Source organism: Microbacterium sp. M1A1_1b (genome assembly GCF_053345565.1).
The window spans coordinates 103,155-128,953 of record NZ_JBKFAJ010000003.1 but is presented as its reverse complement, the minus strand read 5'-3'; the positions used below and the strand labels follow the sequence as shown (position 1 = coordinate 128,953).

Genomic DNA, 25,799 nt, shown 5'->3' with positions numbered 1-25,799 from the left:
TCGTCGTCACCCCCGACGTGGGGCTGGCATCCACGCCCGGTCCGGTTCAGATGACGACCGGGCGCCGACGGTGCTCTGCTTCGGGAACCGCGACGGACGCGGTCGACGCAGCACGCCGGCTCGCCGCCGCAGGAGCAGCCGTGCAGGCCGAGCTGCCCCGACGTGACAGCACCGCGGGCAGGGTCCGCACGAGGATCGCGGCATCGAGGCGCATCGAACAGGCGTCGACGTACTCGACGTCGAACTCGAAGCGCGACCGGAAGTCGAGGTCGTTGCGGCCGTTGACCTGCGCGAGCCCGGAGATACCGGGGCGGACCTCGTGTCGACGCAGGTGCCGGTCGTCGGAGTGGTTCCGGATGAGGCCCTCGAGCTGCGGGCGTGGCCCGATGATGCTCATGTCCCCGCGGAGCACGTTCACCAGGTTCGGCAGTTCGTCGAGACTCGTTGCCCGGAGGAACTGGCCGACCTTCGTGACCCGCATGTGGTCGCTGGCGATCCCGGTGCCGTCGACGTCGTGCCGCATGGACCGGAACTTCAGCATCGTGAAGTGCGCACCACCCAGGCCGATCCGTCGCTGCCGGAAGAACACCGGCCGGCCCTGTGTGACCAGCACGACCCCGGCGATGAGCGCGAACAGCGGCGCGACGATCGCCAGCAGGAGCGCAGCGCCGACCAGGTCGGCCGCACGCTTTCCCCGCAGTGATCGGAGCCGGGAGCCGGGGAGCGACGGACTGGCCGTCGTCGACGCCCGGCGGTGCGACAGTGGCAGGTGGAGGCCGGTCATGCCGCGAGCACCGCATCGAGTCGACGGACGCGGGCGGACCACGCGGAACGCGCGATGTCGGCGAGGTCGTGCTCGGCGTGCCAGCCGAGCAGCAGTGACGCGCGTGTCGGGTCGGCGACGACGGCCGCGGGATCCCCGGCGCGTCGTCCGGCGTCCTTCGCCGTGACCGAGCGACCGCTCGCCTGCCCCACCGCGGCGACGACGTCGAGCACCGATGCCCCGACGCCCGTTCCGAGGTTGAACGCCGTGGCCCCCGGCCGACGACACGCCAACCAGTCGAGCGCCGCGATGTGCGCGGTCGCGAGGTCGAGCACGTGGATGTAGTCGCGGACGCAGGTGCCGTCGGGCGTTGCCCAGTCCGTGCCGAACACCGGCACCGCGGCACCCGCGTCGACGGCGTCCACCACGATCGGCACGAGGTTCGACCGACCGTCGTCAGCCAGGTCGTCCCAGCCGGTCCCCGCGACGTTGAAGTACCGCAGGTTCGCGACGCGGAAGCCGTCCGCCATGGCGGCGTTCTGCGTCATCCACTCGCCGACGAGTTTGGACTGCCCGTAGGGGTTGGTCGGGTGGAGCGGCGCGTCTTCGCAGACCGCGGTGCCGGCGACGCCGCCGTAGACGGCCGCCGAGGACGAGAACACCAGCTGGGTGCAGTCGACCAGGCGCATCGCAGCGAGGAGGTTCGTGAGACCGCCGACGTTCCGGTCGAAGTACGCGGTCGGCTGCTGCATCGACTCCCCCACCTGCTTCATCGCGGCGAAGTGCATGACGTGGGTGATGCCGTGCTCGAGCATGACCTCGACCAGACGTTCGCGCGCGCCGGGTCCGGACACGTCGAGCAGGACGAACGGGACCCCGGCAACGCGGTCGATCCGTCCGGTGGAGAGGTCGTCGACGATGACGACGTGGTCACCCCGCTGCCGGAGGAGCCGGACCACGTGGGAGCCGATGTACCCGGCACCGCCCGTGATCAGGACGCGGACTCCCGACTCATTCATATTCCACATGACATGGAATATACTACATCTGGCGGTCCAGTGCATCGTCGAGTTGTGGTCGCAGGAGCCTGGCGACGGTGTCCGTCAGGTGCGAGGCATCGCGGTAGACCACGACGTTCCACAGGACGGGGCTGCACGACGTCCCGCAGACCCACGGGACGGGATCGACGACATCGACGCGCGGATGGCCGTCACGGAGCCGAGCAACACCCCGCCGGGACGCCGCGTCGAGCACGGCGTCCCGCGGCGCAGCACACCGCTGGGCCGTGGCGACGTTCTCGGACAGGCAGGCGTTCGGCGGAGCCGACCACGACGGGGTGTCCTGCAGCACGGTCACCCGGGTGGTCCCCATCCGGTCGAGCGTCCGGCGCGCGCCCGCAGACCATGCAGCAGCGAACGAGGTGTGCGCGACCTGCTGTCCGACGTACCGGGAGGTCGCCTCGCCGATCACGACCTGCCGTGGGCGGATCTGCCCGATGCGGTCGAGGGCCCGTCGGCGCCATCCTTCGCACGCGGCGTACCGCCGGCGCAGCTGGGCGTTCACCACGGCGAAGTCCATGGGCGGACAGGCCGCACGGACCAGGACCACCAGCCGCAGGCCACGGTCGTGCGCGATCCGTCGGAGCGGTGACGCCCACTGCGCGGCATGCGAGTCCCCGAAGAGCACCACCGTGCCCGCGGATCCCCGCCGGCTGCCGAACGAGCACGCGCGCACGTCGTCGGCACCGGCCGTCAGCGGCGTCACGCACCCGTCTGCGTAGACGGACGGCAGGTCTGCCGACGCCTGCGCCAGACCGGGCCGGGCGTTCGCCGGGACGACCGCGGAACCGTGTGGCCCCACGAGGACGTCCCGCGCGGTCGGCGCAGGGATCCGGCGTGGGTCCGAGAGTCGCCCGGGGAGCGCCACCGTCGCCGACGCCACCACGACGCCGACCAGGCCGACGCACACGCCGGCCACCAGGCCCGGGGATCGTCGGGTCAGCCACCGACGGAACCGGGTCTCGACCACCACGAACGTGGCCCACGACACCACGAGCACGGCGGTCAGGGCGGCGGCGAGCTCGAGTCCGGCGAGGGGCACCGACCGTGCGACCTCGGGGAAGGCGAGCACGGGCCAGTGCCAGAGGTACACCGAGTAGGACATGTCGCCGAGCAGCCGCACCACGCCGCTGCGCGGGACCGAGCCGGCACGCCGGGTCGTGCGGAGCGGTCGCAGCGGGACCACGAGGAGCGCAGCGCCGAGGACGGGGACGACCGCCCAGGGGACGGGGAAGGGCGCGGACTCGTCCACGAGCACCGCCGCGCCGAGGACCGCGGCGAGACCGACCACGCGCAGCCCGGCACCGACCGGACGGGGCACGCGCACCGTCCTGCCCGCAGCGATCACAGCGATCAGCACGCCGACACCGAACTCCCACGCACGCGTGGTCGGTGACAGGTACGCGACGTCCGGGGCCGTGACCGTCCCGACGACGAACGAGGCGACCACGAGCAGCGACAGCACGACGATCGACCCGGCCCGGGTCCGCACCGCGAGCAGCACGACCGGCAGCGCGACGAAGAACTGGGTCTCGACGCCGAGCGACCAGAACTGCTCGAACAGCCCGATCTGCTCGCCCGCCAGGTAGTCGGTTCCACGTCCGGTGAGCACGAGGTTCTCGACCCCCAGGAGCGAGGCGACACCGTCCCGCAGGGTCGCGGGGAAGTCGAGGAGCGGCAACCGCGCCCGGGCGACCAGGAGCGTGGCGGCAACGACGACGACCGCTGCGGGCATCAGCCGCTCGACGCGACGGCGGGCGAAGGCCAGGACGTCGATGCCGCCCGTCGCGGCGCGCTCGCGCACGAGCGTCACCGCGACGACGTAGCCGGAGATGACGAAGAACACGTCGACGCCGACGAACCCCCCACGCAGGAACCCCGCATGTGCGTGGTACCCGACCACCAGGGCCGCTGCGAGCGCACGGAGGACCTGGATGTCGGTGCGGATCGGCGCGGGTGCCGGGTCGGGGGCAGCGGGAGAACGACTCACGTCGCCATTCTGACCAGCATGTCACGTCGGACATGCATGATCGGTATTTCTCTGGAGACGATCGGTGATCCACAGGGCTACGCTCGGACCGTGCGATGGAGTCGAGTGAACTGGCCCGCAGTGGGCTACGTGTCCCTCGAGGACTTCGACGGCGCCGCTGACCACCTCCGGCTGCTGCTCGAGGACGCCGCACCCCCGGTTGCGGCTCTGGCGACCGTCCGGTGGACCGACGCCCGCATCGCGGCGTGGACCGTCGAGGCCAGCCACCGGCACGCCCCCGCCGACGACCACGAGCACACCGCGCTCCCCGACCACGGCGAACCCGCCCCGGTCGTCCTGCACGCCACGGTGCTGGTCCGGAACGACGAGGTGCTCGACACCCCGGACGGCCTGTGGCGACGGTGGAACCACGCTCGGGTGGCCCTGCGGTTCGCAGACGCCGTCATCGACCCGCCGCTGCTCGACCCGGAGACCCTGCTCGCCGGGGACGCGCACGTGGCCCGCGGCGAGATCGACCACGCGGGCCTGGACACCTGGGAGCTCCGGCTCCTGGTCTCCCCCATCGGTGAGGTCGCCATCCGCTTCACCGACGTCACGGTCCAGGTCCAGAGCGTCGCCGAGGCCGACTTCACCGCGCTCGACGGCCGGCCGGCGCGTGGCTGGCACGGACCGGTGCCGGACGGCTGGGTCGAGTGGGCGACCGAGGGGGTCCGGGCCGCGGCGTGGGGCGACCTGGGCGGGCTGCACCTGGCCGACGACGCCAGCGACGTCGACGACGTCGACCCGCGGTGGGGCTTCGCACCACTGCACGCCGCCGCCTGGTTCGACCGGCCCGAGATGATCGCCGAACTCGTGCGGCGCGGTGCGGGCGTCCAGCTCACCGACACCGAGGGACGGACGCCGCTCACCCTGGCGATCGACCGTGACGCACGCGGCGCCGTCGCCGCCCTGGTCGCCGCGGGTGCGGACCTCGGCGCACGAGACGGCGACGGCAACCCGCCGGTCATCCGCGCCGCGTGGGGTGGTCACGCCGAGGTCGTCCGGATCCTGGCCGACGCCGGGGCGGACACGCGGGCGAGCGGCTCACGGGGCGCCACGCTGCTCATCGCCGCGGTGGACTCCGGCGACGTCGCCACCGTGCGCGAGGTCCTGACCCGCGACGTCGACCGCTACGCCACGGACGACGAGGGGTCGAGCGCGGCGGACCGCGCCGAACTGCTCCGCGACCCCGGCCCGGGCGAGCTGCTCGGCATCCACCGCTGACGACGCTCAGGCCGCCGTCGCGTCGCGCGACGCCGTCGAGGGAGCAGCAAACGTCGGGTGGCGGCGGCGCGGCCGACGTCTTCTGCTCCCTCGACGGAGGACGCGGGCCGACCTGTCGGGGACGCGCGCGGACAGGACGACGCGTGACGAGCCTCCAGTCCGAGGGGTGACGCCTCAGACGGTCAGCGCGTTGGCGCGCGCGACGCCGCCGTACCAGTGCGCGGACGGCTTCGGCGTGCGCTCGAACGTGACCGGGTCCCATGCCACCAGCCCGAAGGTCGGCCGGAACCCCGAGGCCCACTCGTAGTTGTCGAGCAGCGACCAGTGCTGGTAACCGAGCACGGTGATGCCGTCCTCGATGCAGCGGTGGATGCCTTCGAGGGCGCCCTGCGTGTAGGCCTGGCGGCGGGTGTCGTCCGCGGTCGCGATGCCGTTCTCGGTGATCATGAGCGGCACGTGCCCGGACAGCTCCCACGCACTGCGCAGTCCGTCGGCCGACGCTTCGGGGTAGAACTCCCACCCGGTCAGGGTCGTCTCGACGTCGTCGGCGACGGGCAGCGGCCCGTCCGGTCCGATGAACGTGCGCGTGTACGCCTGCACGCCCAGGAAGTCGTCGCCGGCCGCGGCTTCCAGGTACCAGTCGTCGCGCGGGTACCCGTACTCGCGCAGCGCCTGGTCGGCGCCCGGCTCACCGTTGGAGCGGAAGGCCTGCGTCGCGACGGTCCACCCGGACTGGAGGCCCGACACCTGTCCCAGCACATCGCGCGACCGCTGGTGGCTGGCCAGCAGGGCGTCGGCCACGCCGAGATCCGGGTTCGGCAGGCCGTACGCCACCAGGTTGGCTGCGTCCTCGCCACCGGCGAGCATCGCGGCGATGTTGGGCTCGTTGATCGTGCACACGTACCGGACGCCGTCCTGCACGACGGGCAGCGCGGCCTCGGTGTACCGGGCGAACCGGTCGGCGGCGTCGGGGGCACGCCAGAAACCGTCGCGCTCGAACCAACGCGGCACCGTGAAGTGCATCAGGGTGACGATCGGCTCGAGGCCGAACTCGTGGCAGGTGTCGACCATCCGGCGGTAGTGGTCGACCTCGGCACGGCTGACGAACCCGCGCTCGGGCTCGATGCGCGCCCACTCGATGCTGAAGCGGTAGGAGTTCAGCCCGAGCTCGGCTGCGATCCGGATGTCGTCGCGGTACCGGTGGTAGCTGTCGGCCGCGTCGCCCGAGGGCTCGACGATCGTGGTGTCCGGTTCGTGCTCGTGCACCCACCAGTTGCTGTTGACGTTGTTGCCCTCGATCTGGTGGGCGGCCGTGGCGGCACCCCAGAGGAAGCCGTCGGGGAACTGCAGCGAAGTGATGATGGTGCCTTTCGTGTGCGGGGGTCAGTGCAGGCCGAGGTCAGTGCTGACCCAGGTCAGTGCTTGCGCAAGAACGTGTCGAAGACCTCGACGGTCCCCTGCGGGTTCTCGGTCTGGGGGCCGTGCCAGCTCTCCGGGATCACGACGTACTCGGCGCCGGTGTCCTCGGCCATCTGCCGCTGCCACGGGATCGGCCACGCCGTGTCCCACTCGCCGTGGGTGACGAGCACGGGGAGCCCGGTCGCGCGGAGCTCGTCGGAGCTGTCGGTGTGGTCCTCGAGGACGTGTCCGCCGGCGACGACGCTCAGGGAGCTCGTGGCGTCGAAGCGGTCGCGCACCATCCGGACGTCGTCGGGCAGCTCTTCGTCGGGGCGGTACGCCCAGAGCGGGTTCGTGGCGTCGAACAGCGAGCGGTTGTTGCCGCCGGTGTCGTGCATGATCGTCAGCTCGGCGACCTTGCGGTACGGCCACCCGTACGGGCCCGAGCAGAACTGCACGACGTCACGGAAGGCACCCGGGTCCTGGATCGCGGCCGCGCGGACGATGACCCCGCCCAGCGAGTGGCCGATCAGGTGCACGGGCGCGCCGTCGTCGAGCAGGCGCGCGACCCGGACGACGTCCGCGGCTTCTTCGTCCACCGTGAAGTCCGACGGCGAGGTCGGTGCGGCCGAGTCGGCCTGGCCACGGCGGCTGATCGCGACCGCGGTCCAGCCGGCGTCGCGGATCAGCGGCATGAACGTGCGCCAGTCCTCCTTCGAACCGGTGTACCCGGGGACGATCAGGACCGTGCCCTTGGACTCCCCCGACGGGACGACGCGGTAGGCGGTGAGCCGACCGACGGGCAGGTCGATGCCGACGACGTCGACGCCCTCGGGGGTGGGCAGGTGGCCGAACGGCGGGACGGTGGGGAACGCGTGCAGGTTCGTCATGCGGTCAGTCTTCTCCGCGCAGTCTGCGACGGGGGTTGGGGACCGCATCGAGGAGCGCCACGGTGTAGTCGTCCTGCGGGTGCTGCAGCACGTCCGCCGTGCGTCCGCGTTCGACCACGGCGCCGTCGTGCAGCACCATGATGTCGTCGGTGATGAGCCGGGCGCTCAGCAGGTCGTGCGTGATGTACAGCATCGAGACGCCCCACTGCTCGCGGAGGTCCTCGAGCAGTGCGAGCACCCCGGCGCGCAGCGTCACGTCGAGCATCGAGACCGGCTCGTCGGCGATGATCACCTGCGGGTCGCTGGCCAGCGCGCGGGCGATGACCACGCGCTGCCGCTGCCCACCCGACAGCTGGTGCGGGAGCTTCTGCGCGAACTGCTCCACCGGCGTCAGTCCCACGGTCTCGAGCAGTTCGAGGACGCGGTGCCGGGCCTCGCGGCCGCGCAGCCCGGTGTAGTTCACGACCGGTCGGGTCAGCGTGTACTCGACCGTGTGCAGCGGGTTGAGCGCCGAGTACGGGTCCTGGAACACCATCTGCACCTCGGAGCGCAGGTCGCGCATGCCCCGCCGCCCGAGCTTCGCGACGTCGAGGTCACCGAAGCGGACCGTGCCGCTGGTCGGCTTCTCGACGCCGGTGAGCATCTTGGCGATCGTGGACTTGCCCGAGCCCGACTGCCCGACGAGCGCCAGGGACTGCCCCGGCTCGAGGGTGAAGGACACGTCGCGGACCGCACGGACCGGGTCCTCGCCACGACGGGGGGCGGGGTAGGTCTTCACCAGGTGCTCGACCGTGATCGGGTTGCGTGCCGCCGAGCGTTCGCGCGACCCGACCGTGCTGAACGACGAGGTGGTCTCCTGGCGGGTGGCACCGTCCGACGAGCGCAGGGAGCGGTCTGGGAACCCGGGCAGCGACACCACCTCGGCACGCGGGTCGGCGTAGTGCGACAGCAGCATCTGCGTGTACGCGTCCTGCGGGTCACGCAGGATCGCCCGCGAACCGCCGTCCTCGACGATGCGCCCCTCGTGCATGACGAGCACGCGCTCGGTCGCCTCGAGCACGATGCCGAGGTCGTGGCTGATGAGCACCGCGGTGAAGCCCTCGGACCGCTGCAGCTCGATGATCGTGTCCATCACGGCGTGCTGCACCAGGACGTCGAGCGCCGTGGTCGGTTCGTCGAACACCATCAGCTGCGGTTCGAGGGACAGCGCCAGCGCGATCGACACGCGCTGCCGCATGCCGCCCGACAGCTCACCGGGGAAGCGCGCCAGCATCGAGTCCGGCAGCTTCACCTTGCCGACGAGCTCCCGCATCCGTGCGTCCCACCGCTCGCGCGGCACGTGCCCGTGGGCCTTGAAGACGTCGATGAAGTGGTTCCGGATGGTCCGCACCGGGTTGAGCGCGTTCATGCCGGACTGCAGCACCATCGCGAAGCCGCCCTGCCGCTGCTGGCGGAGCGCTTCGTCGTCGAGGTCGCGGATGTCCTGCCCGGCGAAGACGATGCTGCCGCCGTTCGTGCGCGCCGGGGGCTTCTGCAACCGCGTCAGCGCGTAGCCGAGCGTCGACTTGCCCGACCCGGACTCGCCGACCAGGCCGACGAACTCGCCCTTCCGCAGCTGGAAGGACACGTGGTCGACCGCCTGCACGGCGGACTGGCCGGCCGACTCGTAGACGACCGACAGGTCGCGGACGTCGAGCAGGACGTCGGTTCCGGTGGACGCGTCGGACGGGAGGGTCGTGGCGGCGCCGCCACGGGCCTCCAGTCCGTCATGGGGTGAGCCGCTCATGCTGCTGCTCCCTTCTTGGGGCGCGCGCCGTCGCGCAGCCGCGGGTTGGAGACGGCGTCGACGCCGAAGTTGATCAGGGTCAGGCTCATCGCCAGGAGGGCGATGCACAGGCCGGGGGCGAACAGCAGGATCCACTGGCCGGTCAGCAGCGCGTTGGAGTTCTGCGCCCAGTACAGGATCGTGCCCCAGCTGACGATCGACGAGTCGCCGAGGCCCAGGAACTCGAGCCCCGCCTCGGCGAGGATCGCGCTGGTCGCGGCACCGAAGAAGCTGCCGACGATCAGGCTCGTCATGTTCGGCAGGATCTCGCGGAAGACGATGCGGAACGCACCCTCGCCGGAGAACTGCGCCGCGGTCACGAAGTCACGGCCACGCAGCGACTGCGTCTGGGAGCGGAGCACGCGAGCACCCCACGCCCAACCCGTCACCACGATCACGGCGATGATGACCGCGATGCCGCCGTTCTGCAGGTACGCCGCGATGACGATCATCAGCGGCAGGCCCGGGATCACCAGGAACAGGTTCACGACGAACCCGATGACCTCGGCGATCCAGCCGCGGACGTAGCCCCAGCTCAGGCCGATCGCGACGGCGACGAGCGTGGACAGGATGCCCGCGACCGCACCGACCATGACCGAGATCCGGGCGCCGTAGATCAGCTGGGACAGGACGTCCTCGCCAGCGGCGGTCGTGCCCATCCAGTGCGCGACGGTGGCGTCCTGGTTGCGGGCGAAGCCGTTCTGGCTGGCACCGTAGGGGGCCAGCAGCGGCGCCAGGATCGCGACCAGGACGAAGACGGCCAGGATGATGATCCCGATCCGGGCCTTCGTGTTGCTCCACACGATGCCGAACTGGCGGGCGGCGGAGCGCAGCTTGCTGGGGGCCTGCTGCTCGGGGGCGTCTTGCGTGCGGACTGCGACGGTTGCGTCGGGTGTGCTCGTGTTGGTCATCGGCGCGTCCTCGGGTCCAGGACGCCGTACAGCACGTCCACGATGAAGTTGGCGATGAGCACCGACACGGTGATCATCAGGAACAGTGCCTGCATCAGCGGGTAGTCCTGCCCGATGACGGCGTTGAACAGCAGGTAGCCGATGCCCGGGTAGCCGAACACCTGCTCGACCAGGACCGAGCCGCCGACCACGCCACCCAGTGCCAGGCCGAAGCCGGTCAGGTTCGGCAGGATCGCGTTGCGGGCCGCGTAGCGGATGGCCACGGTGCGGCCGCGCAGCCCGTTCGCCTCGGCGAAGGTGACGTAGTCGTCGCCGAGGGTGTTGATCATGGCGTTGCGCATGCCGATGATCCAGCCGCCCAGGCTCGTCACCAGGATGGTCACGGCCGGCAGGACCGCGTGCTGCAGGGCGTCGCCGACGAAGGCGCCGCTCAGGCCGGGCGTCGTCGTCGCCGAGTAGGCACCCGTGGTCGGGAACCAGTGCAGGACGTAGCCCAGGAAGAACAGCAGCAGCAGGGCGGTCCAGAAGTACGGGAACGTCGACATGAAGCTGCCCGACAGGGTCGGGAGCGAGTCGAGCCAGGTGCCGCGCTTCCACGCTGCGGCGATCCCGATCAGGGTGCCGAGCACGAAGGCCAGGATCGTGACCACGCCGACCAGGATCAGCGTGTACGGCAGCGCCTTCGCCACCAGGTCGCCGACGTTCTGCGGGTAGAACGTGTAGCTCACGCCGAAGTCGAGCGTCACGACCTGGTGCAGGTAGCTGACGTACTGGTCCCACAGGTTGCCGGTCGGCACGCCGAGCTGGGCCTCGATGGCCTTCTTGGTGGCGTCGGTGACGGGGCCGTTCTGGCTGAGCTTCGCCAGGGCGGCGTCGCTCGGGCTGCCCGGCATCAGGCGCGGCAACACGAAGTTCAGCGTGACCGCGGCCCACAGGGTCAGGACGAACAGGACGAGTTTCTGCAGGACGTACTTCACTTGCTCTGCTCGCTTTCGGCCTTGAGGATCGCCTGGCCCGCCGCGCTGTCACGGAGCCGGAGCTTCGTGAAGATCAGCAGCGGCGCGGAGTCGTAGTTCTGCGGCGCCATGTAGGGGTCCTGGGCACTCGGCCACCCGACGAACTTGCCGGTGTTGAACAGGCCCCAGAGCCCGCCGTAGTACATCCCGATGACGGGCAGGTCGTTGTAGACGACCTCCTGCAGCTGGTCCAGGATCTCCTGCTGCTTGGCGGTGTCCGTCGTCGCCTTGTACGCGTCGAGCAGTTCCTGGGTGTCGGCGTTCTTGTAGCGCTCGTAGTTGTTCACCGTCGACTTGCCGACCGGCTGGTAGAAGTCGCTCGACAGCAACGAGTTGAAGGCCTGGTAGACGTCGCCGTTGCCCATGCCGCCCATCGCCATGTCGAACGTGCCGTTGTTGATGTTCGACTGGTAGCCCGCGGGCTGCGGCGCGGTGATCTGGACCTGCACGCCGATGGCCGTCAGGTTGCGGCGGACCTCCTGCGCGGCGCGGAGCCAGTCGGAGTAGCCGTTGGCGGTCATGATCGTGATGGACAGCTGCTTGCCGTCCTTCATGATCTTGCCGTCCTGCTCGACCCATCCGGACTTCGCGAACGCGGCCTTGGCGGCGTCGACGTCCTGCGTGATGACGCCCTTGTCCGGGATCCGGTCGTTCACGTACTGCTCCTGGTTCGGCAGGATCAGCCCGGTCTGCGCGGCGGCCTTCAGGTTGCCCTCGGTCGCGGTCTCGGCGATGTCGTCTCGGTTCAGCGCGAGGGAGATGCCCCGGCGGACGTTGACGTCGTCGTACGGCGCCTTCGTCAGGTTGGGGATCAGGCCGATCACGCCCCCCGGCGGGAACCACCACGTGTTGGTCCGTGATGCGGCACCCCACGTGCCCTTGACGTCGGAGATGAACGAGTACGACCAGTCGTAGCCGCGCGTGACGGTGTCGAGCTGCGTGTTGGTCGCGGGGAGGATCAGGTGCTTGATGACGATCTTCTGCGCCTGCCAGTACCGCGGGTTCTTGTCCATCGAGTACTGCTGGTCGGTGTAGTTCCCGAGCACGAACGGGCCGGTTCCGACGGGGTTCGGGTCACGGAAGGTCGTCGGGTCCGTGACGTCCTTCCAGTGCTGCTCGCCGAGGACGTACGTCTGCCCGATGATTGTCAGGCTGGGGACGTCCGCGGACTTCAGGTGGAAGACCAGGTGCTGCCCGCGCTGCTCGATGGTGTCGATGTGCTGCCAGGCGCCCTTGAGGTCCATCGCGGGGAACTTCTTCAGCAGGTCGAACGTAAAGAGCACGTCCTTCGCGCTGAACGGGGTGCCGTCGGACCACTCGACGCCGCTGCGGATCGTCATGTCGATCGTCTTCGGGTCCGGCTGCGTCCACGCGCTCGCGAGCCACGGGGTGCGCTTGCCGTCGAGGGGGTTGACCTCGATGAGCGGCTCGTACATCCACTTGCTCGCGGTGCGGGCGTTGGCGATGTACGGGTTGAAGTTGCGGTCGAACAGCGGGTTGCCGTGGTCGGCGTTGATGAGCATCGTGTCCTTGCCGATGCTCGGGTCCGGTTCGGATCGGACCTGGATGCTGCAGCCGGTGGCGGTGAGTGCCACGACGGCCAGGCCGGCGAGTGCGGCCAGCAGACGGCCGCGACGGCCGGTGCGCGGCGGTCGCGACGGCGTGCGGCCGCTTGCGCGCTGTGGGGGAAGCGTCATTGCTCGGTCGACCTCCGTGTCGAGTGGGTACCGGGACAATGTATGCGCTTACATCGCGCGGCGCAAGCGCGGCGCGGCGCTGTGGGGGCGGGCGGGCGGCGCGGCGGGCGGGCGGCGCGCGGCGCGCGCCGGCCGTGCGAGGTTGGCGGCGTGGTGCGAGGTTGTTTGCTCGCACGGAGCGCGCAGGCCCGCACGGGGACGGAAGCTCGCACGGTGCGAGGTGCGTGCGCAGGCTCGCACGGTGCGAGGTCCGTGCGCGGGCTCGCACGGTGCGAGGTGCACGGTGCGCGGTGCACGCGTCGGGCCGGCGCGTCACAGCTCCGGCGGGCAGCTCTCGCGCAGCAGGACCTCGACGGGGAGCCGCGTCGCGCGGGGCGGCCCCTCGAGGCGCTCCAGGCGATCGACGATCGCCTCGACCGCAGCCCGTCCGAGCGCCCCCATCGGCTGGTGCACGGTGGTCAGCGGCGGCACCGAGAACCGCCCCGCGTCGATCCCGTCGAAGCCCGTCACGACGACGTCCTCGGGCACCCGCAGCCCTGCCGCGAGCACGGCGTCCAGCACCCCGAGCGCCGACTGGTCGTTCGAGCAGACGATCGCCCGCGGCACCCCCTCGGCCACCAGCTGGACGGCGAGCTCCCGCGCCCGGGCCCGTCCGAAGTCACCGTGCACGGTCCGCACCGAGGCCGGATCGACGCCGTGGTCGGCCAGCGCCGCCGCGAACCCGGTGGACCGCTCGTTGTCGTCGGGCGAGTCGACCGGACCGGCCACGTAGGCGACCGACCGGATCCCGAGCCGTCCGATCACGTGCGACGCCAGTGTCCGCATGCCCGCGGCGTTGTCGACACTGACCGAGTCGAACCCGTGCGAGCGACGGTCGTCCGCCAGCACGACCACGGGGATGCGACGAGCGACGTGTTCGAGCAGCTCGTCCGGCACGGTCTGCGCCAGGACCGCCAGGCCGTCGACCCGGCCCGCGACGTCGTTCACGATGACGTCCCGCGAGGGACCCCGCCCGGCAGCGACCATCAGCGCCAGACCGCGCTGCCAGGCCTCGGTCTCGGCTCCGCGCAGGACCTCGTCGAAGTACAGGTTCGACGCGAACGGCTGCGTCACGTGCTGGCGGTCGTCCACCACGCGGACCCCGCCGTCGGTCACGAGCCCGGGCCGTTCGTCGGTGACGACGTCGAACCCCGGCAGCAGCAGCCCGATCACGCCCGTGCGCTTGCCCGCCAGGGCGCGGGCGTTGCCCGAGGGCACGTACCCGAGGCTGCGGATCGCCGCCTGCACGCGGTCACGGGTGCCCTCGCGGACGGCGTCGGGCGTGCGCAGCACACGGGAGACGGTGGCGATGGAGACACCGGACGCCGAGGCGACGTCGTAGACCGTGGGAGGTGCCGTGCGTTGCTCGGCCAACCAGGGCCTCCCGTCCGTCGAGCGATGCGCGCCGGCGGCGAGCCACCCCGACAGCGGACCATCCTAGGCACGCCCCCGCCGGGGACTTCTCCACAGGTGGGCGCGGACCCTTGCGGGATCCGGACAGACCGGACCACACTGGGGCGACCTCAGTACGTCCCGTGAGGAAGCAGAACCAGCGGGCGGTGCCCGCCTCAACGCGCGGGCCGAGCCCGCCTTCGGGAAGGACGACCAGAGATGTCACAGTCGACCCATTCAGGACGCCGCGACGCGATCCGCGTGAGCCGCGACGAAGCCGAGGTCCGCGACGCGCTCCTCGAGCACACCGGCGCGATCACGCTGGACGACACCGACGACGGGTCACGGCTCGAGTAGCCGCTGACCGGACAGGAGGCCCGGCCCGGCTGGGTCGGGCCGCCTCCGGTCCGGCGCTCCAGCGGTCGGTCACCCCGCCTCAGCGGTCGGGCGACCCGCTTCAGCGGTCGGGCGACCCGACGATCGCCATGCCCGCTCCGCGCAGGCGCCGACGCTCCTGCGCGATGAACGCGAGCAGGCGGTCGTTGGTGCCGGCCACGTGCGCGGCGAGCAGCTCGGCCGCGCGGTCGGCGTCGCCGGCCTGCACCGCGTCGAGGATGGCGCTGTGCTCGTCCCAGGCGGCATCGCGCGCTCCTGGCGTCCGGACCTCGATCCAGCGGGTGCGCTCGAGCCGGGTGAGCGCGTCGGCGATCGCGTCGGTGACGAACCGGTTGCCGCCGAGTGCTGCCAGGTCGAGGTGGAAGGTCGAGCCCATCCGGATGCCGGACTGCCGATCGGGTGTCGGGCGCAGGGCATCCAGGTGCGCGCGGACCTCGGCGAGCGCGTCGCTTCCGGCACGTGCGACAGCCAGGCGCGCGGCTGCGGGTTCGAGGACGCCGCGGAGCTCGGCGAGCGAGGCGATCTCGTCGAGGTCGATCGGGGTGACCGTCCACGAGCGTCCCTCGTGCAGGATGAGTCCCTCGCGTTCGAGCCGCGACAGCGCTGCCCGCACGGGGGTCCGCGACGCGTGGAACCGCGCTTCGAGACCGCGCTCGGAGATGCGCTCGCCGGGCGCGATGTCGAGCGTCAGGATCGCAGCACGCAGGTTGTCGTAGAGCTGCGCCGTCTGCGACACCGGCGTCTCGTCGGTCGGATCGGTCACGGCAGATCAGCCTAGTGGCGGGTCGCCGCTGATGGTATACCGTTTTGGTATACCAATCAGTTCCGCGACGAAACGACTGCCCCAGTGACCACGACCGCCCCCACCACGCCCGCGACCCGGATCCCAGCCCGCGCCTGGACGATGCTCGCGCTCGGTGTCGCGGCACAGGCGGCCGGCACGCTCGTGGTGTCCGCTCCGGCGCTGCTCATCCCTCACCTGCACGCGCAGGGGACGCCGTTGGCGGTGGCGGGGGTGCTCGCCGCGGCACCGACGTTCGGCATGGTGCTGACGCTCATCGCCTGGGGAGCACTGACGGACCGGGTCGGCGAGCGGGTCGTCATCGCCGGCGGGCTCGTGCTCACCACGCTGGCGGTCGTCGGCGCCTGGGCAGCCGCGGGCAACCCGGTCCTGCTCGGCCTGGCGTTCCTGGCGGCGGGGATGACGAGTGCCTCGACGAACGCCGCCAGCGGACGCGTCGTCGTCGGGTGGTTCCCGAAGCAGCGCCGGGGCCTCGCGATGGGGATCCGGCAGATGTCGCAGCCGCTCGGCGTGACCCTGGCCGCGGTGACCGTCCCGCAGCTCGCCGAAGCGTCGGGCATCCGCGCCGCCCTGGTCCTGCCGATCGTGCTGTGCGGGGTGCTCGCGGTGCTGTGCGCGATCGGCATCGCGAACCCGCCCCGACCGGCCCGGTCCGAGGCCGCCACCACGGTCACCGCGAACCCCTACCGGGCGAACGGCTTCCTGTGGCGGATCCACGCCGTGTCGGTGCTGCTCGTCGTGCCGCAGTTCACGCTGTCGACCTACGGCCTGGTGTGGCTGGTCGGCCTGGGGTGGTCGACGCCCGCGGCCGGGCTGCTGGTCGGCGCGTCACAGTTCGTCGGCGCGATCGGGCGGATCCTGGTCGGCGTGTGGAGCGACCGTGCGGGTTCACGGGTCGGACCGCTGCGGGTCGTGGCTGTCAGCGCTGCCGTGGTGATGGCCGTGCTGGCGGTGGTCGACGGCACGCACCTGGCCGGGGCCGCGGTGTTCCTGGTCCTCGCGACGAGTGTCACGGTCGCCGACAACGGGCTGGCGTACACCTCGGTGGCCGAGGCGGCGGGACCGTTCTGGTCGGGGCGGGCACTGGGCGCGCAGAACACCGGGCAGTTCATCGCCGCGAGCGCGGTCGGTCCGGGCGTCGGAGCCCTGGTCGGGGCGCTCGGGTTCGCGGCGTCGTTCGGCATCGTGGCGGTGCTGCCCCTGCTGGCGCTGCCCCTGGTCCCGCGCACCGACCGCTCCCACGACTGAACCTGTCCTCGAGGGAGCAGGAATCGTCGGGTAGCGGCGGCGCACTCGACGATCGCTGCTCCCTCGACGAAGCGGAGTGGGTGGGAGGGGGCAGGGCGCAGCGCGCGGGTCAGGCGGGGACGGTCGGGCCGACGGGCCAGCGCAGCAGGGCGGCGGCGGCCGCACCACCGGGCAACGACGCCGCATTGACCAGCACGAGCTCGGCGTCCGTCAGCACCGCGGCCCGCACGAGCGCACACACGGCGGGCACGGGGCCGATCACCGGCACGCCAGCAGCCTGTTCGGGTGCGGTCGCGATCCACGGCGCAGCCCCGAGTGCGAGCAGCGTCCGGTCGCCGATCGCCGCGGCGTCCAGGGCGATCGTCGCGCCCTGGGCCTGCTGCAGTGCCTCGACGACGGGTCCGAGTCCGGTGACCGCCTGGTTGTCCCCGCGCCCGACGTGGGTGCGCAGCAGGTCCTCGAGGTCGTGGCGGTGCGTGGCGATCACCCGGGCCAGGGCGACGCGGGTGTGGTCACCGAGGACGGTCTCGTCGAAGCCGCCGCCGGGCACCTCGCTGACGAGCTTGCGCGCGTCCGAGGACAGCTTCTCGATGAGCATCGGCCGGGCCTGTGAGTCGCCGGCGACGACGATGAGCGCGGGGTTCAACCGGGTGACGGCCTTGTCGATCGCGCTGGCGACCTCGGCGGTGTTCTGCCGCCAGACCTCTTCCGTCCGGCTCTGCCAGCGCGGCTGCTTCCAGTCGCCGAAGCCACCCTTGACCTTGTGCTGGTCGAAGGTCTCGCCGCTGATGCGCTCCTGGTCGTCGGACGTGGCGGGGTGCCCGAGCTTGAACGCGCGGTAGCCGCCGCCGTCCTTGCCGACCTGCACGACCAGGAAGGGCAGCTCGATCGGCCGGTGGGCGACGAGCGGCACCAGGTCGGGGACGGCACCCACGCCGATCGACTCCGACGCCTGCATCGGTCCTGGCAGCACCTCGCTCACCACGAGCTCGCCGTCGTGGACGAGCACGTACCGGGCAACGGGCGACGGCACGCCCGGGGTGTCCTCGAGCTCCCCGGCGATCACGTCGACCGCGGTGGTGTCCGACCCCGATGCGCGGAGCGACTCCTCGACCCCGCGGAGCTTCAGCGCGGCCTGACGACGCGGGTCCTCGACGTTGCCGGACGCGTCCACGTAGGCCCACGCCCAGGTGCCCCCACGCTCCAACCGCTGCCCCAGGATGCGGTGCAGTTCGTTCGTGGCGTTCGTCGACGTCATGGCAGCTCCCTCGTTGACGGTTCCCCGGGAGTCGGTCGAGCCCCGGTGCTCTCACGTGCCGTACAGCCTGCTCCTGGAACGGGCGGCGTGTCCGCAGTCGGAGCGAACACCCAGTCGGAGCGAACCCCCAGACGTCAAATCGCAACATCGCTCGGTTTTGTGCCAGGCTGGGGAAGCAACCCGCTCGCCGACGAACCGAGGTGCAGGCAATGACGCCAACGAACCCACGACGACCCATCACGAGACGACAGCTGTTCGGATTCGGGATCGGCGCCGCAGCGACCGGCCTGCTGGCCGGCTGCGCGGTACCGGGGTCGACCAACGTCAACAAGGCCGCACTCGTGCCGGCCGCAGCGAGCGGCGAGACCGTGACGCTCACCTACTGGGCCTGGCTCAAGGACCTGCAGAAGGTCTGCGACGTCTGGAACGCCAAGAACCCGAAGATCCAGGTGCAGGCCAACTGGATCCCCGGCGGCAACTCCGGCGGGTACCAGAAGATGTACTCCGCGCTGGCCGCGGGCGGCGGCCCGGACATCGGGCAGGTCGAGCTCCGGCAGATCCCCGAGTTCATGCTGGCCAACGGCCTGGTCGACCTGGCCCGGTACGGCGCGAAGGACTTCCAGTCGAAGTACGACGAGGCCGCCTGGGCGCAGGTCGAGTTCGTCGACGGGGTCTACGGCATCCCCCAGGACACCGGCCCGATGGGCTTCTACTACCAGACCGCGATCCTCGAAGCCGCCGGCGGCGAACCCCCGTCGACGTGGGACGAGTGGAAGGTGCTGGCCGACAAGGTCCGGAAGACCGGCAAGCAGAACTACCTCGAGGTGTTCCCGGTCGCCGACGCCTCACCGTTCGCGGCCTACGCCCAGCAGGCCGGGGCCCGGTGGTTCAAGGTCGACGGGGACGAGTGGGTCGTCGACATGACCGACGACGCCACCATGAAGGTCGCCGACTTCTTCGACGGCTGCATCGACGACGGGCTGGTCGACACCAGCGCCGGTGCGTACTCCCCCGGCTGGTACGCCGCGTGCGCCAACGGTCGGATCGCCGCGGTGACCAGCGCCAGCTGGGGTGACGCCCTGATCGAGTCGATCCAGGGCGGCAAGGGCAAGTGGAAGGTCGCCCCCATGCAGAAGTGGGACGCGTCCGGCTTCGGCTCGAGTGCGATCGGCGGTTCGAGCGCCGCGGTGCTCGCCAACGCCAAGCACCCGAAGGAAGCGCTCGAGTTCATCACCTGGATGACCACCTCGGAAGAGGGCATCAACGCGATGATCCAGTACTGCGGCATCGGCTGGTCCCCCGCCAAGGACTACATCGGCGCCCAGCGCCAGAAGCCCTCGGCGTGGTTCTCCGGCCAGAACTACAACGAGGACGTCTTCGTCCCCGCCGCCAAGGAGCAGAACGTCGACTGGTCGTGGTCGCCCGTGACGCAGTCCGCGTTCACGTCGCTGCAGAACCAGTTCCGCCGCAAGATCACCGGCAACCTCAAGCTCTCCGACGCCGTCGAGCTCGCCCAGGCCGAGATCGTGCAGTCGTTCAAGGAAAAGGGCCTCAGCGTCAGGACGGCACGATGACCACGCAGCAGACACGACCCGCCTTCCGCACCAGCACCAAGGCCACCCGCGCCCAGAAGCGCGCACCGTGGGTCCTGCTCGCCCCGTTCCTGGCGCTCTTCCTGCTGACGTTCATCATCCCGATCATCAGCGCCCTGTTCCAGAGCTTCACGACCGTCGACCGCAAGGGCCTGTTCGGCGAGGACGGCGTCACCGGGCGGTTCGCCGGGTTCGACAACTACGTCACCGCGCTGAACGACTCGGGCTTCGTCGCCTCGATCGGCCGGATGCTGCTGTTCGGCGTCGTGCAGGTCCCGGTGATGATCATCGCGTGCACGATCCTGGCGCTGCTGCTGGAGTCGGCGAGCGCCCGCTGGCCCGGTTTCTTCCGCGCCGTGTACTTCATGCCGTACGGCGTGCCGGGCGTCATCGCGACGATCCTGTGGTCGTTCCTGTACGTGCCCGGGCTGTCGCCGATCGTGTCGCTGCTGCAGTCGATGGGGCTGCAGCCGGACTTCCTCGGCGCCAACAGCGTGCTGTGGTCGATCGCGAACATCGTCACGTGGACCTACACCGGCTACAACATGCTCATCATCGTGGCGCAGCTGAAGTCCATCCCCGGCGAGGTCTACGAGGCCGCCAAGATGGACGGCGCCGGCCCGTTCCAGGTCGCGTGGCGCATCCAGATCCCGCTCATCGCCCCGGCCCTGGTGCTGACGACGGTGTTCTCGATCATCGGCACGCTGCAGCTCTTCGCCGAGCCGCAGATCCTGTCCACGGTCGCCCCGGCGATCGACACCGAGTACACGCCGAACTACGCCGCCTACACGAACGCGTTCGCGTTCAACGAGTACGGCGTCGCGAGTGCGCAGGCGGTCATCATCGCGCTGGCCGCGTTCATCCTGTCGTTCGCGTTCCTGGCGTTGACGAACCGGCCGCCCAAGAACGAGCGCGACCAGCGCAAACGGGCCAGGCGAGACGGCCAGGAGGCCCGGCGCGCGCTCCAGACGCGACCGTCCGCCGTCCGCACGGCCACCAACCAAGCCGACCAGGGCCTCCAGTCCGGGTCCGGAACGCAGCACGGAACGACGGGGGCACGCGCATGACCAGTGAACGACTCGACCCACCGCACTCGCAGGCTCCTGCGGCGCTGGCGTCGCGGCGCCGCTGGCGCGTCGCCCAGAGCTCCAGCGCGCGGTCGACCGCGCAGAGCGCGCCGCCCGTCGACACGACGTCCATCTCGGCGCACCAACGGCGCAGGCTCGACCGGTCCGGCAAGTCCCAGATCGTGGTGACCGGCATCCTGGTCATCGTCGCGATCTACTTCCTGGTGCCGCTGTACTGGGTCGTCATCGCGGCCACCAAGACCACCGGCGCGCTGTTCGCGACGAACGGGTTCTGGTTCGGCGGCGACTTCGCCCTGTTCAGCAACATCCAGCAGGTGTTCACGTACGACGGCGGGATCTTCGTCCGCTGGATCGCGAACAGCATCCTGTACTCCGGGGTCGGTGCGGTCCTGGCGACGTACTTCGCCGCCGCCGGTGGGTACGCCCTGGCCAAGTACGAGTTCCGCGGCCGCCAGCTGGTGTTCGGCACGATCCTGGGCGGCGTGCTGGTCCCCGGGACCGCCACCGCGCTGCCGCTGTTCCTGCTGTTCTCGACCATGGGCCTGACCGACACGTACTGGAGCGTGCTCATCCCGAGCCTGGTCTCGCCGTTCGGGCTGTTCCTGTGCCGGGTGTACGCGGCGGCCTCGGTCGACACCGCGCTGATGGAGTCCGCACGACTCGACGGTGCCAGTGAGCTGCGCATCTTCCACACCATCGTGTTGCGACAGCTGACCCCGGCCCTGGTGACCGTGTTCCTGTTCCAGGTCGTCGGCATCTGGAACAACTTCTTCCTGCCGCTGATCATGCTGGCAGACCAGAAGCTGTATCCGATCACACTGGGGTTGAACAACTGGCGGGCCCAGGTGGACCGGCTGCCCGAGTTCTACCAGCTCACCACCGGCGGGGTGCTCGTCTCGGTCATCCCGCTCGTCATCGCCATCATCGTCCTGCAGCGCTTCTGGCGCGGGGGCCTCACGGAAGGATCGGTCAAGGGTTGACCAACGCCGCCATCGACGACCTGCACACCACCACGCCCGGCTCGGCGTCCCGACTGGCACCACGTGCCTGGTTGCACACGGACGCTCCGGCCCTGTCACTGAACGGGGCGTGGGACTTCCGGTGGTCGCCGGTGGCGGAGGTGCCGCTGCCCGGAGCGGACGACTCGTGGGGCACGATCCCGGTGCCGGCGCACTGGGTGCTGCACGGACACGGCTCGCCGAGCTACACGAACCTGCAGTACCCGTTCCCGATCGACCCGCCGCACCCGCCGGAAGAGAACCCGACGGGCGACTACCGACGGACCTTCGAGGTACCGACGACGTTCGACGCCGCGGCCCGCGTGCTGCTGCGCTTCGACGGGGTGGAGTCGCACTTCCGGGTGTGGCTGAACGACACCGAGGTCGGCTGGGCGACCGGGTCGCGGCTGGCGACGGAGTTCGACGTGACGGACCTGCTGCGGCCGGGCTCGAACGACTTGCGCGTGCGCGTGCACCAGTGGTCGGCGGCGTCGTACCTGGAGGACCAGGACCAGTGGTGGCTGCCGGGCATCTTCCGCGACGTCACCCTGCTGGCGCGGCCCACGGCACCCATCGACGACGTGTTCGTGCGCGCGGGCTGGTCCGCGACGCTCGGCGACGCCGCGACCGCTGGGACAGCGGCCTCGGGTCGGCCGTCGACCGGCACGGGGACCATCACGGTCCCGACGCTCGACGCGGTGTTCCCGGTGCGGTTCGCCGTGCCCGACCTGGGCGTCGACGTCGTGTGGGCCTCCGCCGACCAGGTCGAGCCGATCGTGCTCGAGGGCGTCGAGCCGTGGAGCGCCGAACTGCCGAAGCTGTACGACGCGACACTGTCCTCGGGCAGCGCCGCCGGGGGCACCGAGGGCGGCGAAACGGTCGCACTCCGGCTGGGGTTCCGGACCGTGCAGATCGAGGGCGACCGGTTCCTGGTCAACGGCGAGCGCGTCGTGTTCCACGGGGTGAACCGCCACGAGACCCACCCCGAGCGGGGCCGCGTGTTCGACGAGGCCCACGCCCGCGCGGACATGGCGCTGATGAAGCGGCACAACGTCAACGCGATCCGCACCTCGCACTACCCGCCGCACCCCCGCGTGCTGGACCTGGCCGACGAGCTCGGCTTCTGGGTGATCCTGGAGTGCGACCTCGAGACGCACGGGTTCATCTTCACGGGATGGCAGGGCAACCCGTCCGACGACCCCGCGTGGGAGGACGCCTACCTGGACCGCATCGCCCGCACCGTCGAGCGCGACAAGAACCACGCGTCGATCGTGATGTGGTCGCTCGGCAACGAGTCCGGCACCGGCCGCAACCTGGCCGCCATGTCGAACTGGGTGCACGCCCGCGACTCGGAGCGGCCCGTGCACTACGAGGGCGACTACACGGGCGAGTACACCGACGTGTACTCGCGGATGTACCCGACGCTGCAGGAGACCGAGTCGATCGGTGGTGGCACCCCGACCCCGCTGCTGGAGTGCGGTCCCGCCGAGGCCGCACGGCAGCGGTCGAAGCCGTTCGTCCACTGCGAGTACGTGCACGCGATGGGCAACGGCCCGGGGCAGATCGCCGAGTACGAGGCGCTCGTCGACAAGTACCCACGGCTGCACGGCGGTTTCGTGTGGGAATGGCGGGACCACGGGCTGCTCACGCACACCCCGGACGGCACACCGTTCTACGGGTACGGCGGCGACTTCCACGAGGTCGTCCACGACGGCAACTTCGTGATGGACGGCCTGGTGCTGCCCGACGACACCCCGACGCCGGGGCTGGCGGAGTTCGCGGCCGTCGTGGCGCCGATCCGGATGTCGCTCGGCACGACGACGGTCCTGGTCGAGAACCGGTACCACTCGGCCTCGACCGCGGGGCTGCGCTTCCGGTGGACCCTGTCGCGGAACGGTGTCGTCGAGCACGAGGGACGCCTGGCACCCGGCATCGTCGCCGCACGGCAGTCCGCCACCGTGCCGGTCCCGACCGAAGTGCTCGAGGCTGCGGCTGGGCCGATCGCCCCCGGCGAGGAGCTCTGGCTCGACGTCGTCGCGGAGCTCGCCGGACCGACCGCCTGGGCGGACACCGGCCACGTCGTCGCCCGTGCCCAGACGCTCGTCGCATCGCGCCCGGCGGAGGCCCCACGCGCCTCCGCGCAGGGCTGGGACGGTGACCGACTGGGTGACGCGACCTTCACCGAGCGGGGCGACCTGTCCAGCTGGAAGGGGCACCAGGTCGCGGGCCCGCGGCTCGAGCTCTGGCGCGCGCCCACGGACAACGACCGGCTGGCCTCGCAGGGCGGGTACGAGACGGCTGACCCGGTGCTGACGCACGGTGTCGGTGATCCGGATGCGCCGGCCTCCGCGACGAAGTGGACGGCGCGCGGGCTCGATCGGTTGACGCACCGCCTGGTGAACGTCGAACGGACCGAGCACGGCCTGGTGCAGCGCGTCCGTGTCGCGGCGGCGAACAGCGGCGCCGGCGTCGACGTCACCCACCGGTGGACGCTGACCGACGACGGATTGCTGCTCGACACGACCGCGGTGCCGTTCGGCCCGTGGGGCATCACCTGGCCGCGGATCGGTGTGCGCATCGACCTGCCGGCATCGCTCGTGGACGAGTCCGCGGAGTGGTTCGGGACCGGGCCGCTGGAGTCGTACGCGGACTCGTCGCACGCGGCGCACGTCGGGGTGTTCGGCTCGCCGGTGGCGCTCCTGACCGCGAACTACTCGCGGCCGCAGGAGTCCGGCCACCGTCCGGACCTGCGCACGCTGCGGGTGGGCCCGTTCACGGTGTCGTCGGTCGGCACGAAGCGGACCGGCTTCACGCTCACACCGTGGACGGCACAGCAGGTCGCCCGCGCCGGCCACCCGCACGAGCTGCCGACACCGGGGGCGACCTACCTGTACCTCGACGCCGCCCAGCACGGCCTGGGCTCGCGCGCCTGCGGGCTGGACGTGCTGCCCGAGCACCAGCTCTGGCCCGCGACGACGTCGTGGTCGGTCCTGCTGGGCTGACTGGGTAGGTCGGGCGGATGCCCCCGTTCGACTTCGCCGCGGTGTTCCGGCGCGACCCCGATGCCGACGAGCCCGACCTGGTCACCATCGACGGCACCGACCGGTTCCTGCTGGACGAAGCACCGCACGTGCACGGCGACGCGCTCCGGCAGCCGGGGCAGGTCGCGGTCGTCGACGACCGGAACGGGGTGCTGACCCTCGGGCTGCTCACCGTGCACGGCGCAGCCGACGTCCGGGTCGTGCAGGACTCCCTGAGCGCCGAACGTGCCCTCGAAGCGAACGCGGGCACGTTCGGCCGGCGCGGGTTCCACCACCCGGACTCGCTGCAGGACGCCTTCCGCGGCGCCCGGCTCGTGTTGCTGCGGTTGTCGAAGTCGCTCGACCGTCTGGACGAGGTCGCGCGCGCCGTCGCCCGGTACGCCGCCCCGGACGTGGTGCTGCTGTGCGGCGGGCAGACCAAGCACATGACCCTGTCGCAGAACGACGTGCTGCGGCGGTCGTTCGGCGACGTCGTCGCGAGCCGCGGCCGCGGGAAGTCCCGGTTGCTCGTCGCGCAGGACCCACTGCAGGCGGCCGCGAACCGGGCCGCGCTGACCGCGCCGTGGCCGAAGCACGTGCACGTCGACGACCTCGGCCTGACGCTCGTCGCGCACGGCGGCGTGTTCGCCGGGGCATCGCTCGACCTGGGCACCCGGACGCTGCTCGACGTGCTCGACGACGCTGTGCCGACCGCCCGCGTCGCCGTCGACATGGGCTGCGGGAACGGGGTGATCGCGACCGTGCTGGCTCGCCGCCGCCCGGGCCTGAAGGTGATCGCGACCGACGTGTCCGCGATCGCCGTCGCCTCGACCCGCGCCACGGCGACCGTGAACGGTGTCGACGACCGGGTCCGGGTGCTGCGGACCGACGCGGGCGACGAACTCGATGCGGGGTCGGCGCAGCTGGTGGTCTGCAACCCGCCGTTCCACGCCGACAGCGCGGTCTCCACTGACGCGGCCGAGTCGATGTTCCGGAACGCGGCCACGATCCTGCAGTCCGGCGGTGAACTGTGGTGCGTGTGGAACTCGCACCTGCGCTACCGGCCGGTGCTCGAGCGCATCGTCGGACCGACGCGCCAGGTCACCCGCACGGCGAAGTTCACCGTGACGGCGTCGCGCGTCGGCTGAGCGAGCG

The 25,799-nt window shown here is 71.1% G+C and carries 19 protein-coding genes; 7 read left to right on the top strand and 12 right to left on the bottom strand.

The window, feature by feature from the left end; translation table 11 throughout:
* Window positions 1-46: 46 nt before the first annotated feature.
* From ACLBWP_RS09215 to ACLBWP_RS09205, 3 genes are read right to left on the bottom strand one after another with little or no spacing between them, the layout of a single operon-like run.
* Complete coding sequence (locus ACLBWP_RS09215) at window positions 47-784, bottom strand: sugar transferase (RefSeq protein ID WP_447654933.1); 738 nt, start codon at window positions 782-784, stop codon at window positions 47-49.
* Window positions 781-1,782 (bottom strand): UDP-glucose 4-epimerase GalE, encoded by a 1,002-nt coding sequence (gene galE, locus ACLBWP_RS09210; RefSeq protein ID WP_447654932.1) that lies wholly within the window; start codon window positions 1,780-1,782, stop codon window positions 781-783. The genes ACLBWP_RS09215 and galE overlap by 4 nt, the downstream gene beginning before the upstream one ends.
* A 22-nt stretch (window positions 1,783-1,804) precedes the next feature.
* Window positions 1,805-3,811, bottom strand: a complete 2,007-nt coding sequence (locus ACLBWP_RS09205; RefSeq protein WP_447654931.1) for an acyltransferase family protein — start codon at window positions 3,809-3,811, stop codon at window positions 1,805-1,807.
* A 90-nt stretch (window positions 3,812-3,901) separates the two neighbouring features.
* Here ACLBWP_RS09205 and ACLBWP_RS09200 point away from each other — a divergent pair, with 90 nt between their 5' ends.
* Window positions 3,902-5,074: an ankyrin repeat domain-containing protein gene (locus ACLBWP_RS09200; protein ID WP_447654930.1), complete on the top strand. Its 1,173-nt coding sequence runs from the start codon at window positions 3,902-3,904 to the stop codon at window positions 5,072-5,074.
* A 174-nt stretch (window positions 5,075-5,248) separates the two neighbouring features.
* Here the strand turns inward: ACLBWP_RS09200 and ACLBWP_RS09195 are convergent, their stop codons facing one another.
* From ACLBWP_RS09195 to ACLBWP_RS09160, 8 genes are all read right to left on the bottom strand, one after another.
* Window positions 5,249-6,436 carry a glycoside hydrolase family 1 protein gene (locus ACLBWP_RS09195; RefSeq protein ID WP_447655132.1) on the bottom strand — a complete coding sequence of 396 codons (1,188 nt, stop codon included), beginning with the start codon at window positions 6,434-6,436 and terminating at the stop codon, window positions 5,249-5,251.
* A gap of 53 nt (window positions 6,437-6,489) precedes the next feature.
* The gene (locus ACLBWP_RS09190) at window positions 6,490-7,362 is read right to left on the bottom strand and encodes an alpha/beta fold hydrolase (RefSeq protein ID WP_447654929.1); all 873 of its coding nucleotides are present in this window, start codon (window positions 7,360-7,362) and stop codon (window positions 6,490-6,492) included.
* Between the two features lie 4 nt (window positions 7,363-7,366).
* The gene (locus tag ACLBWP_RS09185) at window positions 7,367-9,148 is read right to left on the bottom strand and encodes an ABC transporter ATP-binding protein (RefSeq protein ID WP_447654928.1); all 1,782 of its coding nucleotides are present in this window, start codon (window positions 9,146-9,148) and stop codon (window positions 7,367-7,369) included.
* Complete coding sequence (locus ACLBWP_RS09180) at window positions 9,145-10,098, bottom strand: ABC transporter permease (protein ID WP_243562248.1); 954 nt, start codon at window positions 10,096-10,098, stop codon at window positions 9,145-9,147. The genes ACLBWP_RS09185 and ACLBWP_RS09180 overlap by 4 nt, the downstream gene beginning before the upstream one ends.
* On the bottom strand, window positions 10,095-11,075 hold the full coding sequence (locus ACLBWP_RS09175) for an ABC transporter permease (protein ID WP_243562247.1): 981 nt from the start codon (window positions 11,073-11,075) through the stop codon (window positions 10,095-10,097). Before ACLBWP_RS09175 ends, ACLBWP_RS09180 begins: the two co-directional genes overlap by 4 nt.
* Window positions 11,072-12,811, bottom strand: a complete 1,740-nt coding sequence (locus tag ACLBWP_RS09170) for an ABC transporter substrate-binding protein (protein WP_447654927.1) — start codon at window positions 12,809-12,811, stop codon at window positions 11,072-11,074. The genes ACLBWP_RS09175 and ACLBWP_RS09170 overlap by 4 nt, the downstream gene beginning before the upstream one ends.
* A 312-nt stretch (window positions 12,812-13,123) precedes the next feature.
* Complete coding sequence (locus tag ACLBWP_RS09165) at window positions 13,124-14,224, bottom strand: LacI family DNA-binding transcriptional regulator (protein ID WP_447654926.1); 1,101 nt, start codon at window positions 14,222-14,224, stop codon at window positions 13,124-13,126.
* A 475-nt stretch (window positions 14,225-14,699) separates the two neighbouring features.
* Entirely contained in the window at window positions 14,700-15,401 is a 702-nt protein-coding gene (locus ACLBWP_RS09160; protein WP_447654925.1) for a GntR family transcriptional regulator, read from the bottom strand.
* 141 nt (window positions 15,402-15,542) lie between these two features.
* Here ACLBWP_RS09160 and ACLBWP_RS09155 point away from each other — a divergent pair, with 141 nt between their 5' ends.
* On the top strand, window positions 15,543-16,688 hold the full coding sequence (locus tag ACLBWP_RS09155; protein ID WP_447655131.1) for an MFS transporter: 1,146 nt from the start codon (window positions 15,543-15,545) through the stop codon (window positions 16,686-16,688).
* Between the two features lie 109 nt (window positions 16,689-16,797).
* Here the strand turns inward: ACLBWP_RS09155 and ACLBWP_RS09150 are convergent, their stop codons facing one another.
* Window positions 16,798-17,946, bottom strand: a complete 1,149-nt coding sequence (locus ACLBWP_RS09150; protein WP_447654924.1) for a baeRF2 domain-containing protein — start codon at window positions 17,944-17,946, stop codon at window positions 16,798-16,800.
* 209 nt (window positions 17,947-18,155) lie between these two features.
* Between ACLBWP_RS09150 and ACLBWP_RS09145 the strand changes: the two genes are divergently transcribed.
* The 5 genes from ACLBWP_RS09145 to ACLBWP_RS09125 are packed head-to-tail and all read left to right on the top strand — an operon-like array spanning window position 18,156 to window position 25,792.
* Window positions 18,156-19,520: an ABC transporter substrate-binding protein gene (locus ACLBWP_RS09145; protein WP_447654923.1), complete on the top strand. Its 1,365-nt coding sequence runs from the start codon at window positions 18,156-18,158 to the stop codon at window positions 19,518-19,520.
* A complete protein-coding gene (locus ACLBWP_RS09140; protein ID WP_243562241.1) occupies window positions 19,517-20,605 on the top strand; it encodes a carbohydrate ABC transporter permease in 1,089 nt (362 codons plus the stop codon). The genes ACLBWP_RS09145 and ACLBWP_RS09140 overlap by 4 nt, the downstream gene beginning before the upstream one ends.
* The gene (locus ACLBWP_RS09135; RefSeq protein ID WP_447654922.1) at window positions 20,602-21,606 is read left to right on the top strand and encodes a carbohydrate ABC transporter permease; all 1,005 of its coding nucleotides are present in this window, start codon (window positions 20,602-20,604) and stop codon (window positions 21,604-21,606) included. Before ACLBWP_RS09140 ends, ACLBWP_RS09135 begins: the two co-directional genes overlap by 4 nt.
* Complete coding sequence (locus ACLBWP_RS09130) at window positions 21,603-24,626, top strand: glycoside hydrolase family 2 TIM barrel-domain containing protein (RefSeq protein ID WP_447654921.1); 3,024 nt, start codon at window positions 21,603-21,605, stop codon at window positions 24,624-24,626. The genes ACLBWP_RS09135 and ACLBWP_RS09130 overlap by 4 nt, the downstream gene beginning before the upstream one ends.
* Window positions 24,627-24,643: 17 nt before the next feature.
* On the top strand, window positions 24,644-25,792 hold the full coding sequence (locus tag ACLBWP_RS09125) for a class I SAM-dependent methyltransferase (protein ID WP_243562238.1): 1,149 nt from the start codon (window positions 24,644-24,646) through the stop codon (window positions 25,790-25,792).
* The last annotated feature ends 7 nt before the right edge of the window (window positions 25,793-25,799 follow it).